Annotated in this window: 22 protein-coding genes; 5 read left to right on the forward strand and 17 right to left on the reverse strand. The window is 68.9% G+C overall.

The annotated features are described in order from the left end of the window. Window position 1: 1 nt before the first annotated feature. Together glk and ACP7BH_RS11750 are read left to right on the forward strand one after the other, a co-directional pair. The gene (gene glk, locus ACP7BH_RS11745; protein WP_409719491.1) at window positions 2-973 is read left to right on the forward strand and encodes a glucokinase; all 972 of its coding nucleotides are present in this window, start codon (window positions 2-4) and stop codon (window positions 971-973) included. 91 nt (window positions 974-1,064) lie between these two features. Further along, window positions 1,065-1,370, forward strand: a complete 306-nt coding sequence (locus ACP7BH_RS11750) for a hypothetical protein (RefSeq protein ID WP_135193682.1) — start codon at window positions 1,065-1,067, stop codon at window positions 1,368-1,370. 80 nt (window positions 1,371-1,450) lie between these two features. Here ACP7BH_RS11750 and ACP7BH_RS11755 read toward each other — a convergent pair whose 3' ends face one another. Both ACP7BH_RS11755 and hmgA read right to left on the reverse strand, forming a co-directional pair. Beyond that, window positions 1,451-1,816: a hypothetical protein gene (locus tag ACP7BH_RS11755; RefSeq protein ID WP_425985410.1), complete on the reverse strand. Its 366-nt coding sequence runs from the start codon at window positions 1,814-1,816 to the stop codon at window positions 1,451-1,453. After that, window positions 1,813-3,108, reverse strand: a complete 1,296-nt coding sequence (hmgA, locus tag ACP7BH_RS11760; protein ID WP_425985412.1) for a homogentisate 1,2-dioxygenase — start codon at window positions 3,106-3,108, stop codon at window positions 1,813-1,815. Before hmgA ends, ACP7BH_RS11755 begins: the two co-directional genes overlap by 4 nt. A 115-nt stretch (window positions 3,109-3,223) precedes the next feature. Between hmgA and ACP7BH_RS11765 the strand changes: the two genes are divergently transcribed. Beyond that, entirely contained in the window at window positions 3,224-3,736 is a 513-nt protein-coding gene (locus ACP7BH_RS11765) for a GNAT family acetyltransferase (protein ID WP_425985414.1), read from the forward strand. On the opposite strand, the gene ACP7BH_RS11770 is transcribed toward ACP7BH_RS11765, so the two are convergent. After that, a complete protein-coding gene (locus ACP7BH_RS11770; protein ID WP_135193685.1) occupies window positions 3,733-3,990 on the reverse strand; it encodes an Lrp/AsnC ligand binding domain-containing protein in 258 nt (85 codons plus the stop codon). The genes ACP7BH_RS11765 and ACP7BH_RS11770 overlap by 4 nt on opposite strands. On the opposite strand from ACP7BH_RS11770, the gene ACP7BH_RS11775 reads away from it, so the two are divergent. Both ACP7BH_RS11775 and ACP7BH_RS11780 read left to right on the forward strand, forming a co-directional pair. Continuing rightward, a complete protein-coding gene (locus ACP7BH_RS11775) occupies window positions 3,977-4,843 on the forward strand; it encodes an alpha/beta hydrolase (protein WP_425985416.1) in 867 nt (288 codons plus the stop codon). The two genes, ACP7BH_RS11770 and ACP7BH_RS11775, sit on opposite strands and share 14 nt — an antisense overlap. 72 nt (window positions 4,844-4,915) lie before the next feature. Further along, complete coding sequence (locus ACP7BH_RS11780; protein WP_425985418.1) at window positions 4,916-5,596, forward strand: bifunctional 4-hydroxy-2-oxoglutarate aldolase/2-dehydro-3-deoxy-phosphogluconate aldolase; 681 nt, start codon at window positions 4,916-4,918, stop codon at window positions 5,594-5,596. A 12-nt stretch (window positions 5,597-5,608) separates the two neighbouring features. Here the strand turns inward: ACP7BH_RS11780 and ACP7BH_RS11785 are convergent, their stop codons facing one another. From ACP7BH_RS11785 to ACP7BH_RS11850, 14 genes are all read right to left on the reverse strand, one after another. Next, entirely contained in the window at window positions 5,609-6,124 is a 516-nt protein-coding gene (locus tag ACP7BH_RS11785) for a periplasmic heavy metal sensor (protein WP_425985420.1), read from the reverse strand. Beyond that, complete coding sequence (locus tag ACP7BH_RS11790; protein WP_425985421.1) at window positions 6,121-6,528, reverse strand: hypothetical protein; 408 nt, start codon at window positions 6,526-6,528, stop codon at window positions 6,121-6,123. Before ACP7BH_RS11790 ends, ACP7BH_RS11785 begins: the two co-directional genes overlap by 4 nt. Then, on the reverse strand, window positions 6,525-7,109 hold the full coding sequence (locus tag ACP7BH_RS11795) for an RNA polymerase sigma factor (RefSeq protein WP_425985423.1): 585 nt from the start codon (window positions 7,107-7,109) through the stop codon (window positions 6,525-6,527). Before ACP7BH_RS11795 ends, ACP7BH_RS11790 begins: the two co-directional genes overlap by 4 nt. Window positions 7,110-7,175: 66 nt before the next feature. After that, a complete protein-coding gene (locus ACP7BH_RS11800) occupies window positions 7,176-7,838 on the reverse strand; it encodes an EF-hand domain-containing protein (RefSeq protein ID WP_425985425.1) in 663 nt (220 codons plus the stop codon). A 49-nt stretch (window positions 7,839-7,887) separates the two neighbouring features. Continuing rightward, window positions 7,888-10,824, reverse strand: coding sequence for a bifunctional [glutamine synthetase] adenylyltransferase/[glutamine synthetase]-adenylyl-L-tyrosine phosphorylase (locus ACP7BH_RS11805; RefSeq protein ID WP_425985428.1), 2,937 nt, complete (start codon window positions 10,822-10,824; stop codon window positions 7,888-7,890). 148 nt (window positions 10,825-10,972) lie between these two features. Then, window positions 10,973-12,394 carry an ATP-binding protein gene (locus ACP7BH_RS11810; protein WP_425985430.1) on the reverse strand — a complete coding sequence of 474 codons (1,422 nt, stop codon included), beginning with the start codon at window positions 12,392-12,394 and terminating at the stop codon, window positions 10,973-10,975. Window positions 12,395-12,397: 3 nt separating this feature from the next. Then, a complete protein-coding gene (locus ACP7BH_RS11815) occupies window positions 12,398-12,802 on the reverse strand; it encodes an endonuclease domain-containing protein (protein ID WP_425985431.1) in 405 nt (134 codons plus the stop codon). 72 nt (window positions 12,803-12,874) lie between these two features. After that, window positions 12,875-13,546: a response regulator transcription factor gene (locus ACP7BH_RS11820; RefSeq protein WP_425985433.1), complete on the reverse strand. Its 672-nt coding sequence runs from the start codon at window positions 13,544-13,546 to the stop codon at window positions 12,875-12,877. An 84-nt stretch (window positions 13,547-13,630) separates the two neighbouring features. After that, window positions 13,631-15,175, reverse strand: coding sequence for a Do family serine endopeptidase (locus tag ACP7BH_RS11825; RefSeq protein ID WP_425985435.1), 1,545 nt, complete (start codon window positions 15,173-15,175; stop codon window positions 13,631-13,633). Between the two features lie 107 nt (window positions 15,176-15,282). Further along, complete coding sequence (locus ACP7BH_RS11830; protein ID WP_425985437.1) at window positions 15,283-15,789, reverse strand: cytochrome c-type biogenesis protein; 507 nt, start codon at window positions 15,787-15,789, stop codon at window positions 15,283-15,285. Beyond that, a complete protein-coding gene (locus ACP7BH_RS11835; RefSeq protein WP_425985439.1) occupies window positions 15,786-17,774 on the reverse strand; it encodes a heme lyase CcmF/NrfE family subunit in 1,989 nt (662 codons plus the stop codon). Before ACP7BH_RS11835 ends, ACP7BH_RS11830 begins: the two co-directional genes overlap by 4 nt. Continuing rightward, window positions 17,771-18,277, reverse strand: a complete 507-nt coding sequence (gene ccmE, locus ACP7BH_RS11840; protein WP_425985441.1) for a cytochrome c maturation protein CcmE — start codon at window positions 18,275-18,277, stop codon at window positions 17,771-17,773. The genes ACP7BH_RS11835 and ccmE overlap by 4 nt, the downstream gene beginning before the upstream one ends. A gap of 70 nt (window positions 18,278-18,347) precedes the next feature. Next, window positions 18,348-19,166 carry a c-type cytochrome biogenesis protein CcmI gene (gene ccmI, locus ACP7BH_RS11845; RefSeq protein WP_425985442.1) on the reverse strand — a complete coding sequence of 273 codons (819 nt, stop codon included), beginning with the start codon at window positions 19,164-19,166 and terminating at the stop codon, window positions 18,348-18,350. Window positions 19,167-19,210: 44 nt separating this feature from the next. Further along, window positions 19,211-20,560, reverse strand: a complete 1,350-nt coding sequence (locus ACP7BH_RS11850) for a hypothetical protein (protein ID WP_425985444.1) — start codon at window positions 20,558-20,560, stop codon at window positions 19,211-19,213. Window positions 20,561-20,713 lie beyond the last annotated feature (153 nt).

The raw sequence follows: 20,713 nt of genomic DNA on the forward strand, positions 1-20,713 counted from the left end.
AATGAATGACAAGACCCTCCTCGTCGGCGATGTCGGCGGCACCAACGCCCGCTTCGCCGTGGCCCGGATGATCGACGGCAAGCCCGTGCTGGATCACCACGAGAGCTTTCCCGCCGAGACCTATCCGACCTTCCTGGAGGGCGTCGCCGCATTCGTGGACGGCTGCGACGTCAAGCCGACGGGCGGCGTCATCGCCGTCGCCGGCCCGGTCACCGACGGCGCCATCGACCTGACCAACTCGCCCTGGGCGGTGTCCGAGACCGAGCTTCAGACCCTGGGCCTGAAGCCGGTCAAGCTGATCAACGACTTCGAGGCCCTAGCCTGGGGCGCGCCCATCGTGCCGGAAGACCAGCTGGAAAGTTTGGGCGGACCGGTGGACGGCGATCCGCATTCGACGGTGGCCGTGTTGGGGCCCGGCACCGGCTTCGGCGTCGCCGCCCTGGTGCGCGACGCCCACGGCAAGGAAATGGCCATGCCGTCCGAGGGCGGCCACGCCTGCTTCCCCCCCGGCGATCCCGTCGAGGACGAGATCCTGCGCATCCTGCGCCGCCGCTATGATCGGGTCTCCATCGAACGCCTGATCTGCGGCCCCGGCCTGTTGAACATGCACAGGGCCTTGGCCGAGATCGACGGTCGCGAGACCCATATCGACGATCCGGCCCAGATCACCGAGACGGCGATGAAGGATCCCAACAGCCCGTGCGGCGCCACACTGGCCCGCTTCTGCGCCATCCTGGGCGCCGTGGCCGGCGACATCGCCCTGACCACCGGGGCGCGTGGCGGCGTCTATATCGCCGGCGGCATCGTCCCGCGCATCCTGCCCTTCATCAAGGCCAGCCCCTTCCGCCAGCGGTTCGAGCGCAAGGGCCGGTTCAAGGACTATATGGCCGATATTCCGACCAAGGTGATCATGCACAAACACGCCGCCCTGCTGGGTGCGGCGCGCGTCGCCTTCGCCCAATCCGAAGACTGAAAAACTTGGGCGATCACGAAAATCTCACGGCAGCGTGAACCGAACCGGCGCCGTGGCGTTTTCGAGTTTCCACCTAGGAGAGGAAACTCAAATGAAAAAGTTCGCCATCGCCGCCGCTTCGGTCTTCATGCTCGCCGGCGTCGCCGCCTGCGGTGAAAGCGCCGCCGACAAGGCCGCTGAAAAGCAGGCCGACGCCATCGAAGCGACGGGTGAAGCCCGCGCCGACCAACTGGAAGCCCAGGCCGCTGCGACCTCGAACGAGGCCCAGGAAACGGCTCTGAACGCTCAGGCCGATCAGGTCGAGAAGAACGCCGACCGCAAGGCCGACATGGTCGAGCAGCAAGCTGGCAACGCCGACGGCGGCATGACCACCAACAACACGCCATCGACCCAGTAAGATTTGGCGATACAGTAAATCCGTTTACGGATGGATCAGCCCCCGTCGTTCGCGACGGGGGCTTTTTCGTGCGTGATGGGTCAGTCGATGCAGAGGGTCGGACCGGCCTTGCCGTCTTCGACCGGGGTGTTGCAGCCGAAGCGGTCGCTGGTGGCCTGACAGACGCCAGTCGTCGCCGCGCCCGGCGCGACGCCGGTGTTGCCTTCGACGCGGCAGTCGCCCTGGCACTGGTCGCCGTCGGTGCAGCGCTTGCCGGCGTCGGCGTAAGAGATCACGCACTGCCAGGACTGCATCCGTCCGACCTGTTTCATCGTGCCGCCGCGCGTGGCGCAGGCCGAGGCGTCGGCGCTCTGCATCGGGGCGTCGGAGCCGGCGCTCGTCGTGGTCTGAGGCGAGCAGGCGGCGGCCAGTAGGGCGACGGCGGCGATGAGGGAAACGCGGATCATGAGATCTGTCCTTTGGTGAAACCTGACCAGACGTCGTCGTAGTCGAGCTGCATCTGCGGTGATTCGGACGCCCATTTCGTGACGCGGATCGGCATGCGCGTCTCGAACATGAAGGCCAGGGTGTTTTCGATCTTGTGCGGCTTCAACTCCGCCTTGACCGCGCCGTCGTAGCTGGCCTGGTCGGGACCATGGCCGCTCATCCGGTTGTGCAGGGACGCGCCGCCCGGTGCGAAGCCTCCGGCCTTGGCGTCATAGGCGCCGGTCACCAGCCCCATGAATTCGCTCATGACGTTGCGGTGGAACCACGGCGGCCGGAACGTATGCTCGGCCACCATCCAGCGCGGCGGGAAGATGACGAAGTCGATATTGGCCGTGCCCGGCGTCTCGGACGGGCTGGTCAGGACGGTGAAGATCGACGGGTCCGGGTGGTCGTAGCTGACGGTGTTGATCGTGTTGAACCGCGCCGTGTCATAGCGACAGGGGGCCAGATTGCCGTGCCAGGCCACCACATCCAGCGGGCTGTGGTCGAAGGTCGTGGCCCACAGGCGGCCGCCGTATTTCTGAACGCACTGGGTAGGGCGATCGACGTCCTCGAACGCCGCGACGGGGGTTTCGAAGTCGCGCGGGTTGGCCAGGCCGTTCGAGCCGATGGGGCCGAGGTCCGGCAGGCGGAACGGACTGCCGTAGTTTTCACAGACATAGCCGCGAACGGGGCCGTCGATTTCGACGCGGAAGCGGACGCCGCGCGGGATCAGGACCACATGGCCGGGTTCGGCCTCGATCACCCCCATCTCGGTGACGAACCGATGCGCGCCTTCTTGCGGCACGATCAGCAGCTCGCCGTCGGCATCGTAGAAGACCCGGTCGGTCATCGAACGGTTGGCGACATAGAGGTGGATGCCCGCCCCAACCCCAGCATCCGGCTCGCCATTGCCGCCATAGGTCGTTAGTCCCTCGACCCAGTCGGTAGGCGCCTGCGGCATCGGCAGCGGGTCCCAGCGCATACGGTTGGGGTTTGACGGCGTCTCGTCGAACGGACCGGATCGCACCATCCCCTGATCGAAGGCCGTATACGGCCCGTGCTGGGCCGAGGGGCGCAGACGGTACAGCCAGCTGCGCCGGTTCTCGGCGCGCGGGGCTGTGAAGGCCGTGCCGGACAGCTGTTCGGCGTACAGGCCCATCGGCGTCTTCTGCGGCGAGTTCTGGCCCACCGGCAGGGCGCCAGGCGCGGCCTCGGTCGCGAAATGATTGCCGAAGCCGGTCTGATAGGCGGGCGCGTTGGATCGCGTCATGTCGTGTCTCCCTATGGCGCCGGTTTAGCCGTCCGTTGGACCAGCGTCACCCTTTTGCGGCGAGGCAACAGCTTGGCCGTTCGCGCGTTGACAGCCGCCAGGGAGCTGCACCGCCATGACCTATCTGACCCGCGCCGTCTTCGGCTTCGCCAGTCTTCTGCTGCTGCTTTCGGCTATGGCCCTGATCGGGTTTGGCGTGAAGGATGCGGTGGAAGGGATCGGACGCCCGGATCAGTCCGGCGCCGACGCCGTGCTGGACATGCTGGGCTATGTCATCGTCGCCATCGCCGTCTTCGACGTGGCCAAATACATCTTCGAGGACGAGGTGCGGCGCGGCAACGAGCGGCGCAGTGCGGCCGAGGCCCGGCGCAGCCTGACGAAGTTCCTGTCCACCATCGTCATCGCCCTATTCCTGGAGGCGCTGGTGGTGGTGTTCAAGACGGCGCGCGAGGACGTGGCCCTCCTGCTCTATCCCTCCGCTCTGCTGATCGCCGCCGTCCTGGTGCTGGTGGGCCTGGGCGCCTTCCAGCGTTTCTCGGCCACAGTCGAGGAGAAGGTCGGCGACGACGACGAGGCGGAAGAGCGCAAGGACGAGGTCAAGCGCAAGGCGGACGCCCGGAAGTCCTAAGCCTGTTTCGGCAAGAAGGGCGAGAAGGTGATGACGGTGAAGGTGTCGCGCACGTGGGGCCGCGTCTGGACCTGTTTGGTCACGAAGGTCCCGATGTCGGCGTCGCGCGGCAGATTGAACTTGGCCAGCAGGTCGTGCTGGCCCGAGGTCGAATAGACCTCCGAGACGTTCTCGACATTGTCCACGATGTCGGCCGCCACCTCGTTGGCGTAGCCCAGCTCGCATTTGATGAAGACGAAGATGGCGGTCATCATGGCGGATCAGTCCTCTGGTTCGAGGGCGTTCCTAGCGGATGACGACGTGCCGGGTAAGCCGCAAGACACAGACGCCGTGCTGGAGGCGCAATACAACAACCGCGCCCTGGTCCCCGACCACCCCGCCGTCATGGCGCGCTGGAAGGCGGGATCGGAGGCCGCGCGGGCAGCCCATCCGCCCGAAATCCTGCAATACGGCCCCGGCGAGCGCGAGCGGATCGACTGGTTCGACGCAGGGAAAGGTGCGCCTGTCGTGGTCTTCATCCACGGCGGATATTGGCAGGCGCTGGACGCCGGCTGGTTCAGCTTCGTCGCCCCGCCCCTGCTGGCCCACGGCGTCAGCGTCGCCATCCCGACCTATGACCTGGCCCCGGCTGTGCGGCTGGGCCGGATCGTCGATCAGATGCGCGCCGCCGTCGATCTGATCCATGACCGCACCGGCGCCCATCCGGTCGTCAGCGGCCATTCGGCGGGCGGGCATATGGCGGCCTGCCTGCTGGCGGACGGTCGCGCCTCGGCCGCCGTCTCCATCTCGGGCGTGTTCGACCTGGAGCCGCTGATCCCGACCTCGCTGAACGCCGCCCTGGACCTGACCCCCGCCGAGGCGCGCGCCCTCTCGCCGATCCACTGGGCCGCGCCCGCCGGCGGCGTCCTGGACTGCATCGTCGGCGGGGCCGAGAGCGACGCCTTCCGACACCAAAGCGAGGCCATGGCCGCGCGATGGGCCGTTCAAGGCGCCGAGACGCGGTTCGAGGCCTTGCCGGGCCTGAACCATTTCACGGTGCTGGACCCGCTGTTCGATGCGAACAGCGCACTCATCCGTCGTTTGGCCGATCTGGCGCACGGTCGCTAACGCGGTTTGACTTGACCTTGCGACCGCGACATCGGAGGTCGGACGCGAAACCTATCGCAGAGGAAATCGTCCATGGCTCATGATCGCGTCAGCGTGCTTCAGGCGCTTCAGACCCAGGGCGTGTGCCCGGTCTTCTACCACCCCGACGCCGAGGTCAGCTTGAACGTCATTCGCGCCTGCGCGCGCGGCGGGGCTCCGGTGGTCGAGTTCACCAATCGCGGCGACTTCGCCTGCGACCTGTTCGGCGAGATCAATCGCGAACTGATCAGGACCGACCCGGACGTCGTCCTGGGCATCGGTTCGGTCGTCGATGCAGGCACGGCGTCGCTTTATCTGAACCGGGGTGCGCGCTTCGTGGTCAGCCCCTGCCTGATCCCCGACGTGGCCAAGGTCTGCAACCGTCGCATGGTCGCCTATTTCCCCGGCTGCGGCTCGGTGACCGACATCGGCGAGGCGCACGAGCTGGGCTGCGACATCGTCAAACTGTTCCCCGGTTCGTCGGTCGGCGGCCCGGACTTCGTCAAGGCGGTCAAGGGACCGATGCCCTGGGTCAAGATCATGCCGACAGGCGGCGTCGATCCCGACGAGGCCTCCATCGCCAAATGGTTCGGCGCCGGCATCGTGGCGGCGGGCATGGGTTCGAAACTGGTGACCGACGAAGCCGTCAAGTCAGGCGACTGGGCCGCCATCGAGGCCAAGGTCCGCGCAACGGTGGACGCCGTGGCGGCGTTCCGGGCGTCCAAGAAAGGCTGATCTGTCAGGCCGTCAGCGGGACGGACTTTGGTCCCGCTGACGATCGTTTCGTTCGCCGTGCACGATGGCGCGGCGGGCGTCGCCCTTGCGTTGCAGGATCGGCGTCAGGGCCTTGCGTTCGTCAGGCGTCAGCGTGCCCAGCACGGCGACCGCCCCGTTTTCCAGCCGCGTGCGGCCGCGCATCTCCGCAGCCCGGGATTGGTCCAGCAGGCTCTGAACGCGGGCCGCGTCCAGCGTCGGTTGACCGGCCACGTCGATGGCCTCACGCCGCGCCGCCCGAGCCGCCTCGAAATCAGGCCGCGCCGCCAGCGCCGATTCTCGTAGAGCGGTGCGCACGCGGTCTTGAACGGCGGGGTCCAGATCGGCCAGCACCTCGGCCAGCGGACCTTCGCGACCGGGACGCCTCTGATCCTCGATCTTGCGTTCGATCCTGTCGCGATTGACCACATAGGTGACGGCGCCCGCGACGGCGAACACGTTCAGCGCCACCGACACAGCCAGGGCGATCTTCAGGGTCTTCGACGTCATCCCAGAACCTCGGTGTCGTCCACGCCGGTCAGCGAGGATTGATAGAGCACCGCATCGGCCCGCGCGTCAGCGGTCAGATGGGTGGTCAGGCCGACCCCGGCGACCACGCCCGCGCAGGCGGCGGCGGCCCATCCAGCCCCCAGATACCAGACCCCCCGCCCCAGCCGGCCACGCGCCTTAGGCTTGGGCGCAGCGGCCAGAATGCGCGCGGTCAGGGCGGCGGACGGAGCCGGCGCCGGCGCGGCGTTCAGCAGGGCGTCCAGCGTCGCCGCCTCGTTCAGCACCGCCTTCAGCGACGGATCGGCCGCCAGCAGGCTTTCGGCGAAGGCGCGCTCGGACGCGGGCCACCGACGCAGGTCGGCGCCGTAAGCGTCCGCCAGTTCGTGCAACCGTTCCGCCTTCATCGTCCGTCTCCTCTACCCGCCCTCGGCGACCCGGCCGGAGCCATGTCCGAAAGGGCCTGACGCAATGCGCGACGACCGCGCGACAACAAACTCTCCAGCGCCTCGACGCTGATCTCCATCAGGGCGGCCGCCTCGATATTGGACAGCTCCTGATAATGGCACAGGACGATGGCCTCGCGCTGACGGTCCGGCAGCCGTTTCAGCGCCGCATCGACCCGCACGCCTGTCTCGGCCGCCAGCAGCCCCCGATCCGGCGCCGGGCCCTCGTCGGGGCGATCCGGCGGCGCATCCGTCGGGATTTCGCGCCGTCGTCTCAGCCGGTCGTAGCAGAGGTTCAGCGCCACCCGGTGCAGCCAGGTGTCGAACCTGGCCTTGCCGGGCGCCCATTTCGGGGCCTGACGCCAGGCCTTGAGCATGGCTTCCTGGGCCACGTCCTCGGCCTCGGCCGCGTCGCCCAGCATCCGCTGGGCCAGGGCCAGGATGCGCGGCAGCTTGCGCGAGACGAGCGTCTGCGCCGCCGCCGGGTCGCCCTGACCCACCCGGCGCACCAGATCCTCGTCGGGATCGACGATCGCGACCAAACCTGCCTCTTTCGCTGCTGACGAAAGGGACCGGTTCGCTCATGACGGCCGACCCCGACACCGTTCTTACTCCGAAGCCGGGGCGGGGGAAGCCGGTTGTTGCGCCGGACGGGCTGCGCGGCGTTCCGCACGCTGGGCCTGACGCTCCGCACGATGGGCGGTCATGGCCGTGCGGCGCTCGTCGGCCGAGATCACGCCGTCGCGGTTGCCGTCGATCTTGTCGAAGCGTTCGCCCAGCTTGGCGGCGACGTCGGAGATCACCACCGGACCGCGTTCGCGGCCGGGGGCACGCCCTTCGGCGCCCGGACGACCGGGACCGCGCATGGCGTGACGCGGGCCGCCGCGATGACCCTCACGATTGCCGGCGCGTTCGGCGCGCGGGCCGCGATCAGGGCGCGCAGCATGGCCGGCGTCGAACTCGGCGCGGCTGATGGAGCCGTCGCCGTTGGCGTCCAGCTTGGCGAAGCGGGCGTCGGCGCGTTCGGCCTGGCGGGCCTGCATGCCGGCCTGACGTTCCTCGACGCTGACCGTGCCGTCACGGTTCGCATCCAGCGCGGTCAGGCGAGCCACGCGCGTATCGACGTACTCGGCGCGCGTCATCTGGCGGTTCGCTTCCCCGCGCGCCTGATACGGAGCGGGTGCGCCAGCGGGGGGAACCTGTGCGGTCGCCACGCCGGCGACGGCGGCCAGCGCGATGACGCTCAGGCCGGTCAGAAAGGTCTTTCTCATCTCGATCATCTCCATGGACCGCATGGCGCGACCCTTTGACATTGCCCTGTCAGGAGATTGAACGCGGCGTCTCCGAATCTCCGTCGCGACCCTCTTTTTCGAGTCTGGCCGGCACCGCCCTTTCGAACGCCTTGCGCGCCCGCGCCCGCAGATCGGTCAATTCTGTCTTCAGGGCCTCGAAGTCCTGAGCCCCCGCCGCCTCGGCCAGACGCAGCTGGAAGACGGACGGCTCGGCCTCCGGATCGACCCGCCCCTCGAAGGCGGCGGCCAGCAGGTGGGCCAGCCGCTGCTGCACCCGCCAGGCCTCGGCCAGGACCGGGTCGTCGTGCAGGGCCTCCAGCGTCGATAGGGTCAGCGGTTCGCCGATGGCGGCGGCCTGCAGCTGACGGAACTGGGCCGCGAACTCGGCGTCCACCTGTCCGCCCGGAGACAGTTTCATATCCCAGAAGCCGTGGGGGCGCCGCTCGCGATCCATCAACGCACGCATCTTCCTGACATCGGCGGCGATATCGACGCCGGGGCGCGGACGTCGCAGCGCGGCCTCGATGGCGGCCGAGACCTGGGCGCCGAACTTGGCATCGCTGGCCCAGACCACGCGGGCGCGGGTCAGGACCATGAACTCCCAGGTCTCGGCCTCGCGGGCGTAATAGGCGTCGAAGGCCTTCAGCCGCACCGAGACCGGCCCCTTGGAGCCGGTGGGTCGCAGCCGCATATCGACCTCATACAGCCCGCCCTCGGCCGTATGCGCCGACAGGGCCGCGATCAGCCGCTGGGTGAAGCGGGCGTAGAAGACATCGGCGGTCCAGCCCTTGATCGCGGACACGGCGTCCGGCGGCGCCTCGTACAGGGTCATCAGGTCCAGGTCGGACCCGGCCGTCATCTCGCGCGAGCCGGCCTTGCCCAGGGCCACCACCGCCACCGCGCCGGGCAAGGCGCCGCCCAGCCGTTCCGTCTCGGCCAAGGCCGCCGGCGACAGGGTCAGCATGGCGGCGTCCGCCAGGGCGGCATAGGCGCGACCCGCCGCCTCCGGCCCCGCGCGTCCGGTCATGGCGTGGATGCCGATGCGGAACATCTGTTCGCGGTGCAGGCGGCGCACGGCGTTCATGGCGCCTTCGAAATCCTCGGTCTCGCCGGCTTCGCGCAAGATCTGCTCTGTCAGGCCGGTCTCGGCGGACAGGTCGGCCAGGAAGCGGGCGTCCAGCACCCCGTCCAGAGCCGCCGGTTGCCGCCCCAGGGTCCGGGCCAGGCGCGGCGCAAAGGCCATGACGCCCAGCACCATCTCGAACAGCTTGGGCTGATTCAGGAACAGGGCCTGGACCTGGACCCCCGCCGCCAGGCCCGAGAAGAAGGTGGCGAAACGCCGAAACGCGTCGTCCGGCGCGCCGGAGCGGGCCAGAGCCTCAAGCAGGCGCGGGGCCAGGCGGGTGAACAGTTCACGCCCCCGCGCCGTCCGCGTCGCGGGGATGCGGCCGTGGTGCCAGCTGCGGATGGTGTCGGCGACGGAGGGCGCCTCGGAAAAGCCCATGCGACGCAGGGTCTCCAGGGTCTCGGGGTCGTTTTCGACCCCGGTGAAGACCAGGCTGCCATAGCTGGAATCCAGATCCTCGCCGCCCTCGAACAGCTCGCCGTAGCGGGTGTTGACCCGGACCAGCAGGGCCTCGACATGGGCATCGAAGGCCGCCAGATCGCCGGAACCGGCCAGCGCGGCGACGGCGGCGCGGCGTTCGCGGTCCTCGGGCAGGCGGTGGGTCTGCTCGTCGTCCAGCATCTGCACCCGGTGCTCCAGCCCGCGCAGTTCGACATAGGCGGCCGACAGTTCCTCGCAGACCGCCTGGGGGATGTGGTCGGCGTCGGCCAGCGCCTTCAGCGCCTCAAGCGTGCGCTGTTTGCGCAAGCCCGGATCGCGCCCGCCCAGGATCAGTTGCTGGGTCTGGGCGTAGAATTCGATCTCGCGGATGCCGCCGCGTCCCAGCTTCAGATTGGCCCCGGCGGCGTGCAGCCCCTCGCCCGTCTTGTGGACGTGGATCTGTTTCTTGATCGACTGGATGTCGAGCACGGCGGCGTAATCCAGGCTGCGCCGCCAGATGAAGGGGATCATGGCCTTCAGGAACCGGCCCGCCGCCCGCATGTCGCCCAGCACCGGCCGCGCCTTGATGAAGGCCGCCCGCTCCCAGTTCTGGCCGACGCTCTCGTAATAGGCCAGGGCCATCGGTCCCACGACCACCGGCGGGGTCGAGGAGGGGTCGGGCCGCAGCCGCAGATCGACGCGAAAGACATAGCCGTCGGCGGTCCGTTCGGTCAGCAGGGTGGCGATCCCCTTGCCGACGCGATTGGCGAAATCCTGCATCTCCTCGCCCTCGCGCAGGGCCAGGACCATCAGGCGCGGCTCGAAGAAGAGGGAGATGTCGATGTCGGAGGAATAGTTCAGCTCATTGGCGCCGTGCTTGCCCATGGCCAGGCCGAACAGACCGGGGATCGGCCCGCGCGGATCACCGGGCGGCGACACCAGCCGGCCGCGCGCCCTCTGTTCGGCGGCGACGGCGCGCAGGGCGGCGCGGCACGAGGCGTCGGCGAACCTCGACAGGGCGTCGGTGACCTGATCCAGATCCCAGACGCCGCCCAGATCGGCCAGGGCGGTCAGCAGATGCAGGTCGGCCTTCAGCACCCGCAGCGGGGCGCGGACCTCATCCGGCTCGGCGTCCAGCGCATCGGTGTCGCGGATGATTCCCGCGAGGCTGGCGGCGGGATCCTGTTCCAGCAGGCGTCGCAGATGGGCCGGTCGGCGGCGCATCAGGCCGGCGAGATAGTGAGAGGCGCCGGCGACCGGGGCCAGAGCGGGCCAGGCGGCGTCCAGGGCAGCGCGCCAGCCGTCGGCGTCGGCGGCCTCGATCAGGCTTTCCAGCAGGCGGTCGGCGGCGACGGCGCTGGCCACAGGACCGGCGGGGCGGAGGGATTGAAACAGGGGCTGGGACTTGGACTCGGCCATTCAAATCTTCCGCTCATCCCCGCGAAAGCGGGGACCCAGTGCCTTCGATCGGCACAGCCGTTGGACCACGATCCAAGACACAGCCACAAGCCCGAGCGCCCAAAGAACTAGGTCCCCGCTTTCGCGGGGATGAGCGGAAATGAAGGGTTCAGGCTGAAACTGAAGCAGGCGGCAGCACCAACGCCACCCTCAGCCCCGGCCCGAAATCGCCATAGGCGCCCGGCCCCTCGTCCAGCACTACCCGGCCGCCGTGCGCCTCGGCCACCGCTGTCACCAGCGACAGGCCCAGGCCCGAGCCGGGCTCTGTGCGGCTGTTGTCCAGGCGGACGAACCGCTGGACCACCCGTTCGCGATCCTCCTCCGGCACGCCCGGTCCGGTGTCGGTGACGGAATATTCGATCTCGCCCGACGACCGCCGCCGCGCGCGCAGCTTCACCGCCCCGCCGGCCGGCGTATATTTGATGGCGTTGTCGATCAGATTGGCCAGGGCCTGGGCCAGGAACGGCTGGTTGCCCTCGATCATCAGGCCGCGCTCGACCTCGGACGAGAAGTCGATCGCCTTGTCCTCGGCCGCCGGCTCGTACAGTTCGGCCATGTCGGCGGCGAGGTCGGCGGCGTCCATCAGCCTGGGGTCCGGCGCGCCACCAGCTTGCAGACGCGCGATGGCCAGGACGGTGTTGAAGGTCTTCAGCAGGTGGTCGGCCTCGTCCAGGGCGATGCCCAGGGCCTCCACCCCGTCGATCTTGCCCGCCTCGGCGTCGATCAGGGCCACCTCCAGCTTGGCCCGCATTCGCGTCAGCGGCGAGCGCAGATCATGGGCGATGGCGTCGCCGGCGTGGCGGATCGAGGACATGGACGCCTCAAGCCGATCCAGCATGGTGTTCAGCCCCTGGCCCAACTCGTCCAGTTCGTCGCCGGTGTTGCGGACGGGGGCGCGGACCTTGAGGTCGCCCTCCTGCACCGCCTGCACGACCTGGTTCAGCCCGGCCATCGACTTCTCCACCCGCCGGCTGATGTAGAGACCGCCCGCCAGGCCCAGCAGCATCACCAGCGCCATGGCGCCCCAAAGGGCCTGGGTCAGGCGGGCCAGATACTCCTCGATGTCGCCGATGTCCTGCCCAACGAACAGATGCTCGCCCCCCGACAGGGTGGTGATCACCCCGATGGAGCGCCGACGCTGGACCTTGCCTTGCGCATCCGTGTCGGTCAGGCGGAAGCTCTCCCAGTCGCTGGCGCCGGCCGGCAGGCTGAGGTCGATGTCGATGGGCGATTCGGTGATGTTTCCGGTGATCGTCTTTCCGGCTGCGTCGGTCAGCAGATACAGATACGGCCCGCCCCGGATCGACCGCTCGACCAGCGCCTGGTTCAGGGCGTCGATGCCGCGCGTGCCGTGGATCGCCGTCAGGGCGCCCAGCTCGATCTCCACATCCGCCTTGGCCCGCCCCTGAGCCTCCGACGCCGAGGCGAAATAGACATAGGCCAGGATCGCCCCCGCCGCCGCCACGAACAGCGCCAGGAACAGCAGCGTCAGACGAAAGGGCGTGCGGCGAAGGAGGGAAGGAAGGCGCATGGGTTAGGAGAAATCTTCTCCCTCCCCCTGCGGGGGAGGGTGGTCGCCGCGCAGCGGTGACCGGGTGGGGCGGGCAAGGCAACGCCCACGCACATCTTCAATGACCTGGGCTAACTGATCCCGGACCATGAGATTGTCATAGCGCAAGGTGATCAGCCCCTCTCTGGCAAAGACCGCGTCACGCACGCGATCTTGCCGGGCGCGGTCTTCGTAGAGATGAGACCCGCCGTCCACTTCCACGATCACTCCTCGGGCCCAACAAAAGAAATCTAGGTAGTAGCCCCGCAAGGGAGCCTGTCGGCGAAAATGCAAACCCTGCGTTCTGAGTTCGCGCAAGGCGACCCAGAGGCGAGCTTCCGACGGGGTGAGCGCCTTTCGCATCGCGCGGGCTCTAGCGATGATCGCCATGTCGCCTTGCCCTCCCCACCCGGCCGCTACGCGGCCACCCTCCCCCGAGGGGGAGGGAGAACTTCCTGCGCCCTACGCCTCCAACCGATATCCCGCCCCGCGCACGGTCTGCAGCATCGCCCGGTCGAAACCCTTGTCGATCTTGGAGCGCAGGCGGCTGATGTGGACGTCGATGACGTTGGTCTGGGGGTCGAAATGATATTCCCAGACCTTCTCCAACAGCATGGTGCGGGTCACCGACTGGCCGGCGTGGCGCATCAGGAACTCCAGCAGCTGGAACTCGCGCGGCTGAAGATCGATCTCGGCGGTTCCGCGATGAACCGTGCGGGCGATCAGGTTCATTTCCAAGTCGCCGACCTTCAGCACGGTCTGGACGCCGCCGGTCTCGCGACGGCGCGCCAGGGCCTCGACCCGCGCGATCAGTTCGGCGAAGGCGTAGGGCTTGACCAGATAGTCGTCGGCGCCCGCTTTCAGGCCCGTGACCCGGTCCTCGACCTCGCCCAGGGCCGACAGGAACAGGACCGGCGTCTGATCGCCGCCCTTGCGCACCGTCTCGACCATGCCGACGCCGTCCAGGCGCGGCATCATCCGGTCCACCACATAAACGTCGTAGCCGCCCTTTTGCGACTCCAGCAGCCCAAAGGCGCCGTCCACGGCATGGGTCACCTCATGTCCGGCTTCGGACAGGCCCCGCACCATGGCGGTCGCCGCCTCGGCGTCATCCTCGACCACTAGAATCCGCATCAAACCCCTCCCGGAATCAAAATCGCCGCCGATGGTAGCGCATCGGCGGCGATAGAGTGAGTTAAGGCTTGGTCAGAATGCCGATCATTCGCCGCTGGACAGCGGCAGCACGATCGACCGGTTGCCGTCTGGTGCGCGCAGCAGCAGCAGAATACCTGGACGATTGGCGGCTTTGGCCGCAGCGACCGCAGCTTCCAGTTCTGCCGGCGTAGTCACCGCTCGGTTGTTGGCGCGCAGGATGACCACGCCTGCCGGCATTCCAAGCCCCGCTGCCTTCGAACCGCGAGCCACATCCGTTACGACCACGCCGTTGATGTCGGCCGGCACGGAGTAGCGTTGGCGAAGGGCATCGGACATCGGGACAACCCGCATGCCTTCGACCACAGCGCCGGAAGGCGAGTTAGGCGTTGACGGCGACTCGTCGCCATCTTGAGAACCAACTTGAAGCTCAGCTTCTGCCGGACGACGGGCTGCGCGAACATTTACAGTCTGGCGGCGACCGTCTCGCAGGATGTCCAGACGCAGATTGTCGCCAACCTTCGCCGCCCCTACGCGCCGGGTAAGTTCAGTGTTGTTGGTCACCACTTGACCATCCACAGCAGTCACGATGTCGCCAATCTGCATGCCCGCGCGTGCTGCAGGGCCGCCAGGCGTCACATCACCAACGTAGGCTCCCTTTTGACCTTGGGTCAGACCTAATGCGCCGACCAAGTCCGGTGTGACGGTCTGAATCTGGACGCCAAGATAGCCGCGCTCGATAGTTTCGCCCCGCATGAGTTGCGATGTGATGCGCTTGGCGACCTCGGCGGGAATGGCAAATCCGATGCCGACCGATCCGCCGGTGGGGGACAAAATGACGGAGTTAACCCCGATGACGCGACCGTGGATGTCAAAGGTCGGGCCGCCCGAGTTGCCCCGGTTGATGGCGGCATCGATCTGAAGGAAGTCCGTATAGGGGCTTTCGGCGCCGCCGATGTCGCGCGCCTTGGCCGAGACTATGCCGGCCGTGGCTGTGCCGCCTAGGCCGAACGGATTGCCAATGGCGATGACCCAATCGCCGACGCGAGGCTCGGCCGTCTCTTCGAAGCTGACGTATTTGAAATCATTGCCCTCGACCTTGATCACGGCGAGGTCAGTGGCTTCGTCGCGGCCGATCAGGCGGGCCGGCAGTTCGCGGCCGTCCGACATCTTGACCTTGATCTCGGTCGCGTCGGCGACGACGTGATTGTTGGTGACGATGAAGCCGTCCTGCGAGATGAAGAAGCCCGAGCCGGCGCCCTGGGTCGTCTGCGGCTCGTCACCACCCTGACCGCCACGGCCCTGCGGCGGCACGAACTGGAACGGCAGGCCGGGGATGGTGAAGGCGCCGCCCTGGGGCTGGTCGACCTTGACCGTCACGTCGATCTGCACGACGGCCGGCGAGACCTGATCGAAGATGGTCGCGAAACTGCTGGGCGCGCCCGGCGGGGGCGTGAAGCTGTCGCCGTTGGCCGGGACCGGGGTGATGCGGTTGACCGCCTGCGGCTCCGCATGCGCGCCGGGCCAGTTGATGACGCCGCCGGCAGTCGCCGCCGCCGCCAGGGTCAGGCCGGCTGCGGCCCCGAGAATGAACTCCTTGCGCTTCAGCATCGTGGTCCTTGCGATCCTCTGTCCAGCGCCATGCGGGCGCCGGTTTCGCGATTGATATAGGCCGGACGGCGCTTATGCCAATCCCAGCCGCCGATCGTTGATCTCGACTAGCGCCCGTCGTGAGGCGAGGTTGCGTCAGGATCGCGGCGAAGCTTCTCATTTCGCAGAACTTCGTCCAGCCGCGCTTCTTCTTCGGCCGTCAGGGGCGCGGCCTCGACCGGCCGGCGGCGCGCGCGCAGCATCAGGACGGCGATCGCCAGAAGCACCAGGGCGAACGGCCCGAACCACAAGAGCCAGGTGCCTGCCCGCACCGGCGGAGTGAACAGGACATAGTCGCCAAAGCGCCGCACCAGGTCGTCGCGCACCGCCTGGTCCGAGGCTCCGGCCGCAATCTCCTCGCGGATCAGGCGGCGCATGTCGCCGGCCACTCCAGCCGGACTGTCGGCGATGGCCTCGTGCTGGCAGACGACGCAGCGGACGTCCCTGAACAGGGCCTGGGCGCGGGCTTCCTGGGACGCATCGGTCAGGGGCCGGTCGGGCGCGGCGGGCGGCTCGGCCGCCGTCAGCATCACTGCCATGATGGGCGCGGCCAGCAGAGTCGCCAGCCGTTTCATGCCGTCTTGCGCCGTCGCGGGCCGACGCCGACCCGCAGCCGCCGATCCATCAGGGACAGGACGCCGCCCAGCGCCATGATCATCGGCCCCAGGAAAATCAGTCGCGCCCACGGGTTCCAATACAGACGCACGACCCAGGCCGGCTGTTCAGGACTGCCCGCCCGCTCGCCGATCACGACATAGACGTCGTCCAGCCCCCGGAAATCCAGCCCGACCTCGGTGGTGGTCTGACCGCCGGCGGGGAAGAAGCGGCGCTCGGCCGTGACCGTGCTGGCCCGGCCGCGATCATCGGTCGGCCGCACCGTCAGCCGGCCCTGCTCGGCCAGATAGTTCGGCCCCTCGACCACGCGCACCTCGTCCAGGGTGACGGTCCAGGGTCCGGCGGAGACGCTCTGGCCCAGCGACAGGGCGCGCGCCGTCTCGGCCTTGAAGCCCGTCTCGACCACCGCGCCCAGGATGAAGACCCCCAGGCCCAGATGCGCAAAGGTCATGCCCCAGGCGCCCAGCGGCAGGCCCTTCAGACGACGCAGGGTCTCGGCCGCCGACGCCCGGAACAGGCGCGCGCGTTCGGCCACCTCGGCCAACGATCCCAGGATCAGCCAGGCGCCCAGGCCGATCCCTGCGGCGGCCAGCGCCTTCTTCGGTTCCCACAGCGCATAGGCCGTAAGAGCCGAGACGATGGCCAGGCCCGCCGCGACGGCCAGACGCTGCATCGCGCCAGGCAGGTCGCCGCGCTTCCACGCCAGCAGCGGCCCGGCGGGCAGGATGATGAAGGCGACCATCATCAGCGGCGTGAAGGTGGCGGCGAAATAGGGCGGGCCGACCGAGATGGTCGCGCCGGATGCGGCCTCCAGGATCAGGGGATACAGGGTGCCCAGCAGCACGGTCGCCGCCGCCGCCGTCAGGAACAGGTTGTTCAGCACCAGGGCCCCCTCGCGGCTGACGGGGGCGAACATTCCGCCGCCCTTCAGCTGGGGCGCGCGCCAGGCGAACAGGGCGAAGGCGGCGCCGGCCGTGATCCCCAGAATAGCCAGTAGCATCAGACCGCGCTGGGGATCGACGGCGAAGGCGTGGACGGAGGTCAGCACCCCAGACCGCACCAGGAAGGCGCCCAGCATGGAGAAGGTAAAGGCCAGCAGCGCAAGGAAGACGGTCCAGCCCGCCAGCGCGCCGCGCCGTTCGGTCACGACCGCGCTGTGCAACAGGGCCGCCCCCGCAAGCCAGGGCATGAAGGAGGCGTTCTCGACCGGATCCCAGAACCACCAGCCGCCCCAGCCCAGCTCATAATAGGCCCAGAACGACCCCAGGGTGATGCCGACGGTCAGGAAGGCCCAACTGGCGAGCGCCCACGGCCGGACCCAGCGCCCCCAGGCCGGCCAGAAGGCGGTCTGCGCCCGTCCCTCGATCAGGGCCGCGACGGCCAGGGAGAAGCAGACGGAAAAGCCGACATAGCCCGCGTAGAGCAGCGGCGGATGCACCGCCAATGCCGGGTCTTGAAGCAGGGGATTCAGGGACGCGCCCTGGAACGGCGCGGGGTCCAGACGCGTGAAAGGGCTGGAGGTGAAGACGGCGAAGGCCAGGAACAGCGAGCCCAGCGCGCCCTGCACCGCCACGGCCGAAGCCTTGAGCCCGAACGGCAGGCCGCGCGCGCGCGACAGGGCTCCGCCGAAGACGGTCAGGACCAGGCACCACAGCAGCAGCGATCCCTCATGGCTGCCCCAGGCGCCGGCGACCTTGTAGAGCATCGGCTTGTCGGTGTGGCTGTTGGCCGCGACGTTGGAGACCGAGAAGTCGGAGACCACGAAGGCGTAGATCAGCGCCGCAAAACTGAGGGCGACCGCGCCCGCCGCCGCCAGCGCCGCGCCTTGGGCCGCGCCCGCCAGAACGGGGCTGCGTCGCGCGCGCCCGGTCGCCGACAGGCCCGTCTGCAGGATCGACAGCGCCAGAGCCAGCGCCAGGGCGAAGGCCCCAAGCTCAGCGATCATAAGCTGGTCTGCGCGCTATCGGCCTGCGGCCTGCTTGAGCGCGTTTCCGGGCCGTCCGGCCGCCACTCGCCCTTTTCCTTCAACCGCTCGGAGACCTCGCGCGGCATATAGTTCTCGTCGTGCTTGGCCAGGACTTGGCTGGCGTGGAATGTGCGGTCGGCGCCGAAGGCCCCTTGCGCCACGATCCCCTGCCCTTCGCGGAACAGGTCGGGCAGGTCGCCGTGATAGACGACGCGGGTCGTCGCGGCGTTGTCGGTGACGACGAACGCCACGACACCGTCGCCGGATTTCTGCACGCTGCCGGCCTCGACCAGGCCGCCCAGGCGGATGTTGCGCCCCTCCGGCGCCTTGTCTGCCGTGGCCTCGGACGGGGAATAGAAGAAGGTCACGCTGTCCTGCATCGCCCACAGCGACAGGCCGACCGCCAGCGCCAGGATCGGCGCCACGGCGGCGACGACCCACAGGCGACGACGCGCCTTCGGCGATTTAGGCAGCCAGCTCATGCGACGGACATTCCGGGTTCGGAGGACGGATCGGCGGCATATACCGCCGTCGCGGCGCGCGACCAACGCGTCATTGCGCGCCGTCCTTCGGCAGTCGCCGCTCCAGGTCCAGACGACGCGGGTCGGCCGGGTCGAGCGCGGCGATCAGGGGCGTCCACAGGGTGCGCGCCGATGCGCCGTCACCCCGCCGCAGGGCCGCCTCGCCCAGGAAGAAGCGCGCGCCCAGCTGATCCGGGTCAAGTTTCAGCGCCTCACGGAAGGCGGCCTCGGCGTCGCCGCCGATCTGGTCGTCATTGGCGACCACCAGGCTCTCGCCCAGCCGCGCCCAGGCCTGGGCGTCCTTGGGGTCGAGGGCGATCAGACGACGGAAGGCCGACGCCGCGCCCAGGGGATCGCCGGCCGCATAACGCGCCGCGCCCAGCATGGCCAGGGCCTGCCGGTCCTGCGGCCGTTCGCGCACGACCCGCGCGGTCACCGCCGCCAGTTGCGCCGGCTCCAGCCCCTCCAGGTTCGCCGCCCAGTCGTCGACGCGCCGCTCATAGGCCTGATCCGGCAGGCCGGGCGATCCGGTGAAGACATAGAGGCCCAGCGCGCCCGCGACGGTCACGGCGATCCCCCCCAGCACCCAGAACCGATCCTTAGGCCCCGCCACGGGGGTCGCGGTCGTCGTCATGGCCAAAAGCCGCCGCCCCGCCTCGGCTCGTGCGCTGGCATAGGCCGCGTCGTCCAGCAGGCCGCGCGCCTTCAGCCGATCCAGTTCCTCGATCTCGCGCGAGCCGGCCTGGGTCTCGGCCCCTGCGGCCGGATCGGCGCCGCGCCGTGCGCCTGTCATCACAAGCAGGGCGGCCAAGGCCGCCGCCAGTCCCGTCATCATCCAGAAGGCGATCATCCTCGCCGTCTAACCCATCCGCGAACGCCGGGCGAGGCGTCGTTTCAGCCCAGGCGCGCCATTTCCGCCGACGCCGCGCGCCGCCGCACGGCCCGCGCCGCCTCCAGCGCCTCGATCAGCGTCAGGAACCGCGCCGTCACCCCGACCAGACGCAGCACGTGATCGGCATTCTCCGCCTCTCCGTCCGCCACGCTGTCCAGCGCCTCGTTGGCCCAGGTGGACAGATAGTCCGTCAGTTCGATCTTCAACGCCGAACGGTCGGCCTCGCAACCGAAGGTGACGGCCGCGCCACGCAGGGCCGCAACCGCCGCCAGCAAGGCCGCCGCCGCCTCGATCGGTTCGCCGTCGCTGGGCGCTTCCAGCCAGGGGCACAGACGGGTCATGCGGCCGGTGATGGTCCGCCGCTTCATCGGCAGGGCCGCATGGACGGCGGCAGAGGTGGACTTCATCAGGCCCGACAACTGGCCCGAGACCTGGACCCGCGCCATCCGGGCCGTCTTGCCCCAACTGGAATCTGGCCGGACCTGCAGGCTTATGTCCATCTCGGCCAGCACGCCCGCGCACCAGGTCACGTCGTCCACGACGCCCAGCATGGCCGCCTCGCCCATCGACGGCCTTACGGCGGCGATCTTCTGCACCCGAGCCTGGACCGAGATCAGCATCCGTTCGACGAAGACGCCCATCTCCGAATGGCTCAGCGTGATTTCGCGGTCGGCCAGGCGACTGGTGCGCGTCACCACCCGCAACATCCGCTCGGCATCCGCCACATGGGCGAACAGGATGTCGATCATCCGACGCCCGCCGTCGGGCGACATCTCCAGACAGTCTTGGATCAGAAGCCTCAGCCCCGCCAACTGATTGTCGTCGGGCCGCTCCAGCCACACCGGCAAGCGCGGCAAGGCGGACCGCGCCAGCGGCGTCAAGTCGAAACAGCCGGCCAGCTCAGCCGGCGTCGACGGCGGCTCGCCCTCCGCCGGGCGCTGAAACTCGGGCCAGACCTCGCGCGGCCGATCGCGCAGCACCGCCGCCGCCTTGGCGCACAGCCGGTCTGCGGCCAGGGTCCATTCTCCGTCGGTGGTGACGCCGTCCAGCAGCGGCAAAAAGGCCTCTTCGCCCTGGATCGCCTGTCGCCATACACGGGCCAGAACCTGGGGCGGAAAGGTCAGGGCCGGGGCCCCGTCCGCGCGGGGATGGAAAAGGGGCAGCAGGGGACCAAAAGCGGTGGCGCGACGGGCGCGATCCCGGGCCTCGTCCCTGACGATGATCGCCAATTCGTCCGCCTTGTCGCCGCTCAATGCCGCGACGGCCGCGCCCAGCGTCGCCAGCGACTTGTCGGGACAGGCCTGGACGACGGCCGTCAGGGCGGCGCGGTGGGCGGCGGACAGGGACGACACGAAAGCTCCCGCCAACGAAGGGAAGGCCGCTCACTGTGCGGGCGATCCGGTTAACAACGACTTGGCGCCCTTGAGCCGGGCGCCCTCTTGAGTCAGGCGTAAGGCACGCCATATTGCCGCCACACCCCGGCCGGCGCCGCCGCGCCGCCGGAA

This window comes from Brevundimonas sp. TWP2-1 (assembly GCF_049897645.1).
Taxonomy (GTDB): domain Bacteria; phylum Pseudomonadota; class Alphaproteobacteria; order Caulobacterales; family Caulobacteraceae; genus Brevundimonas.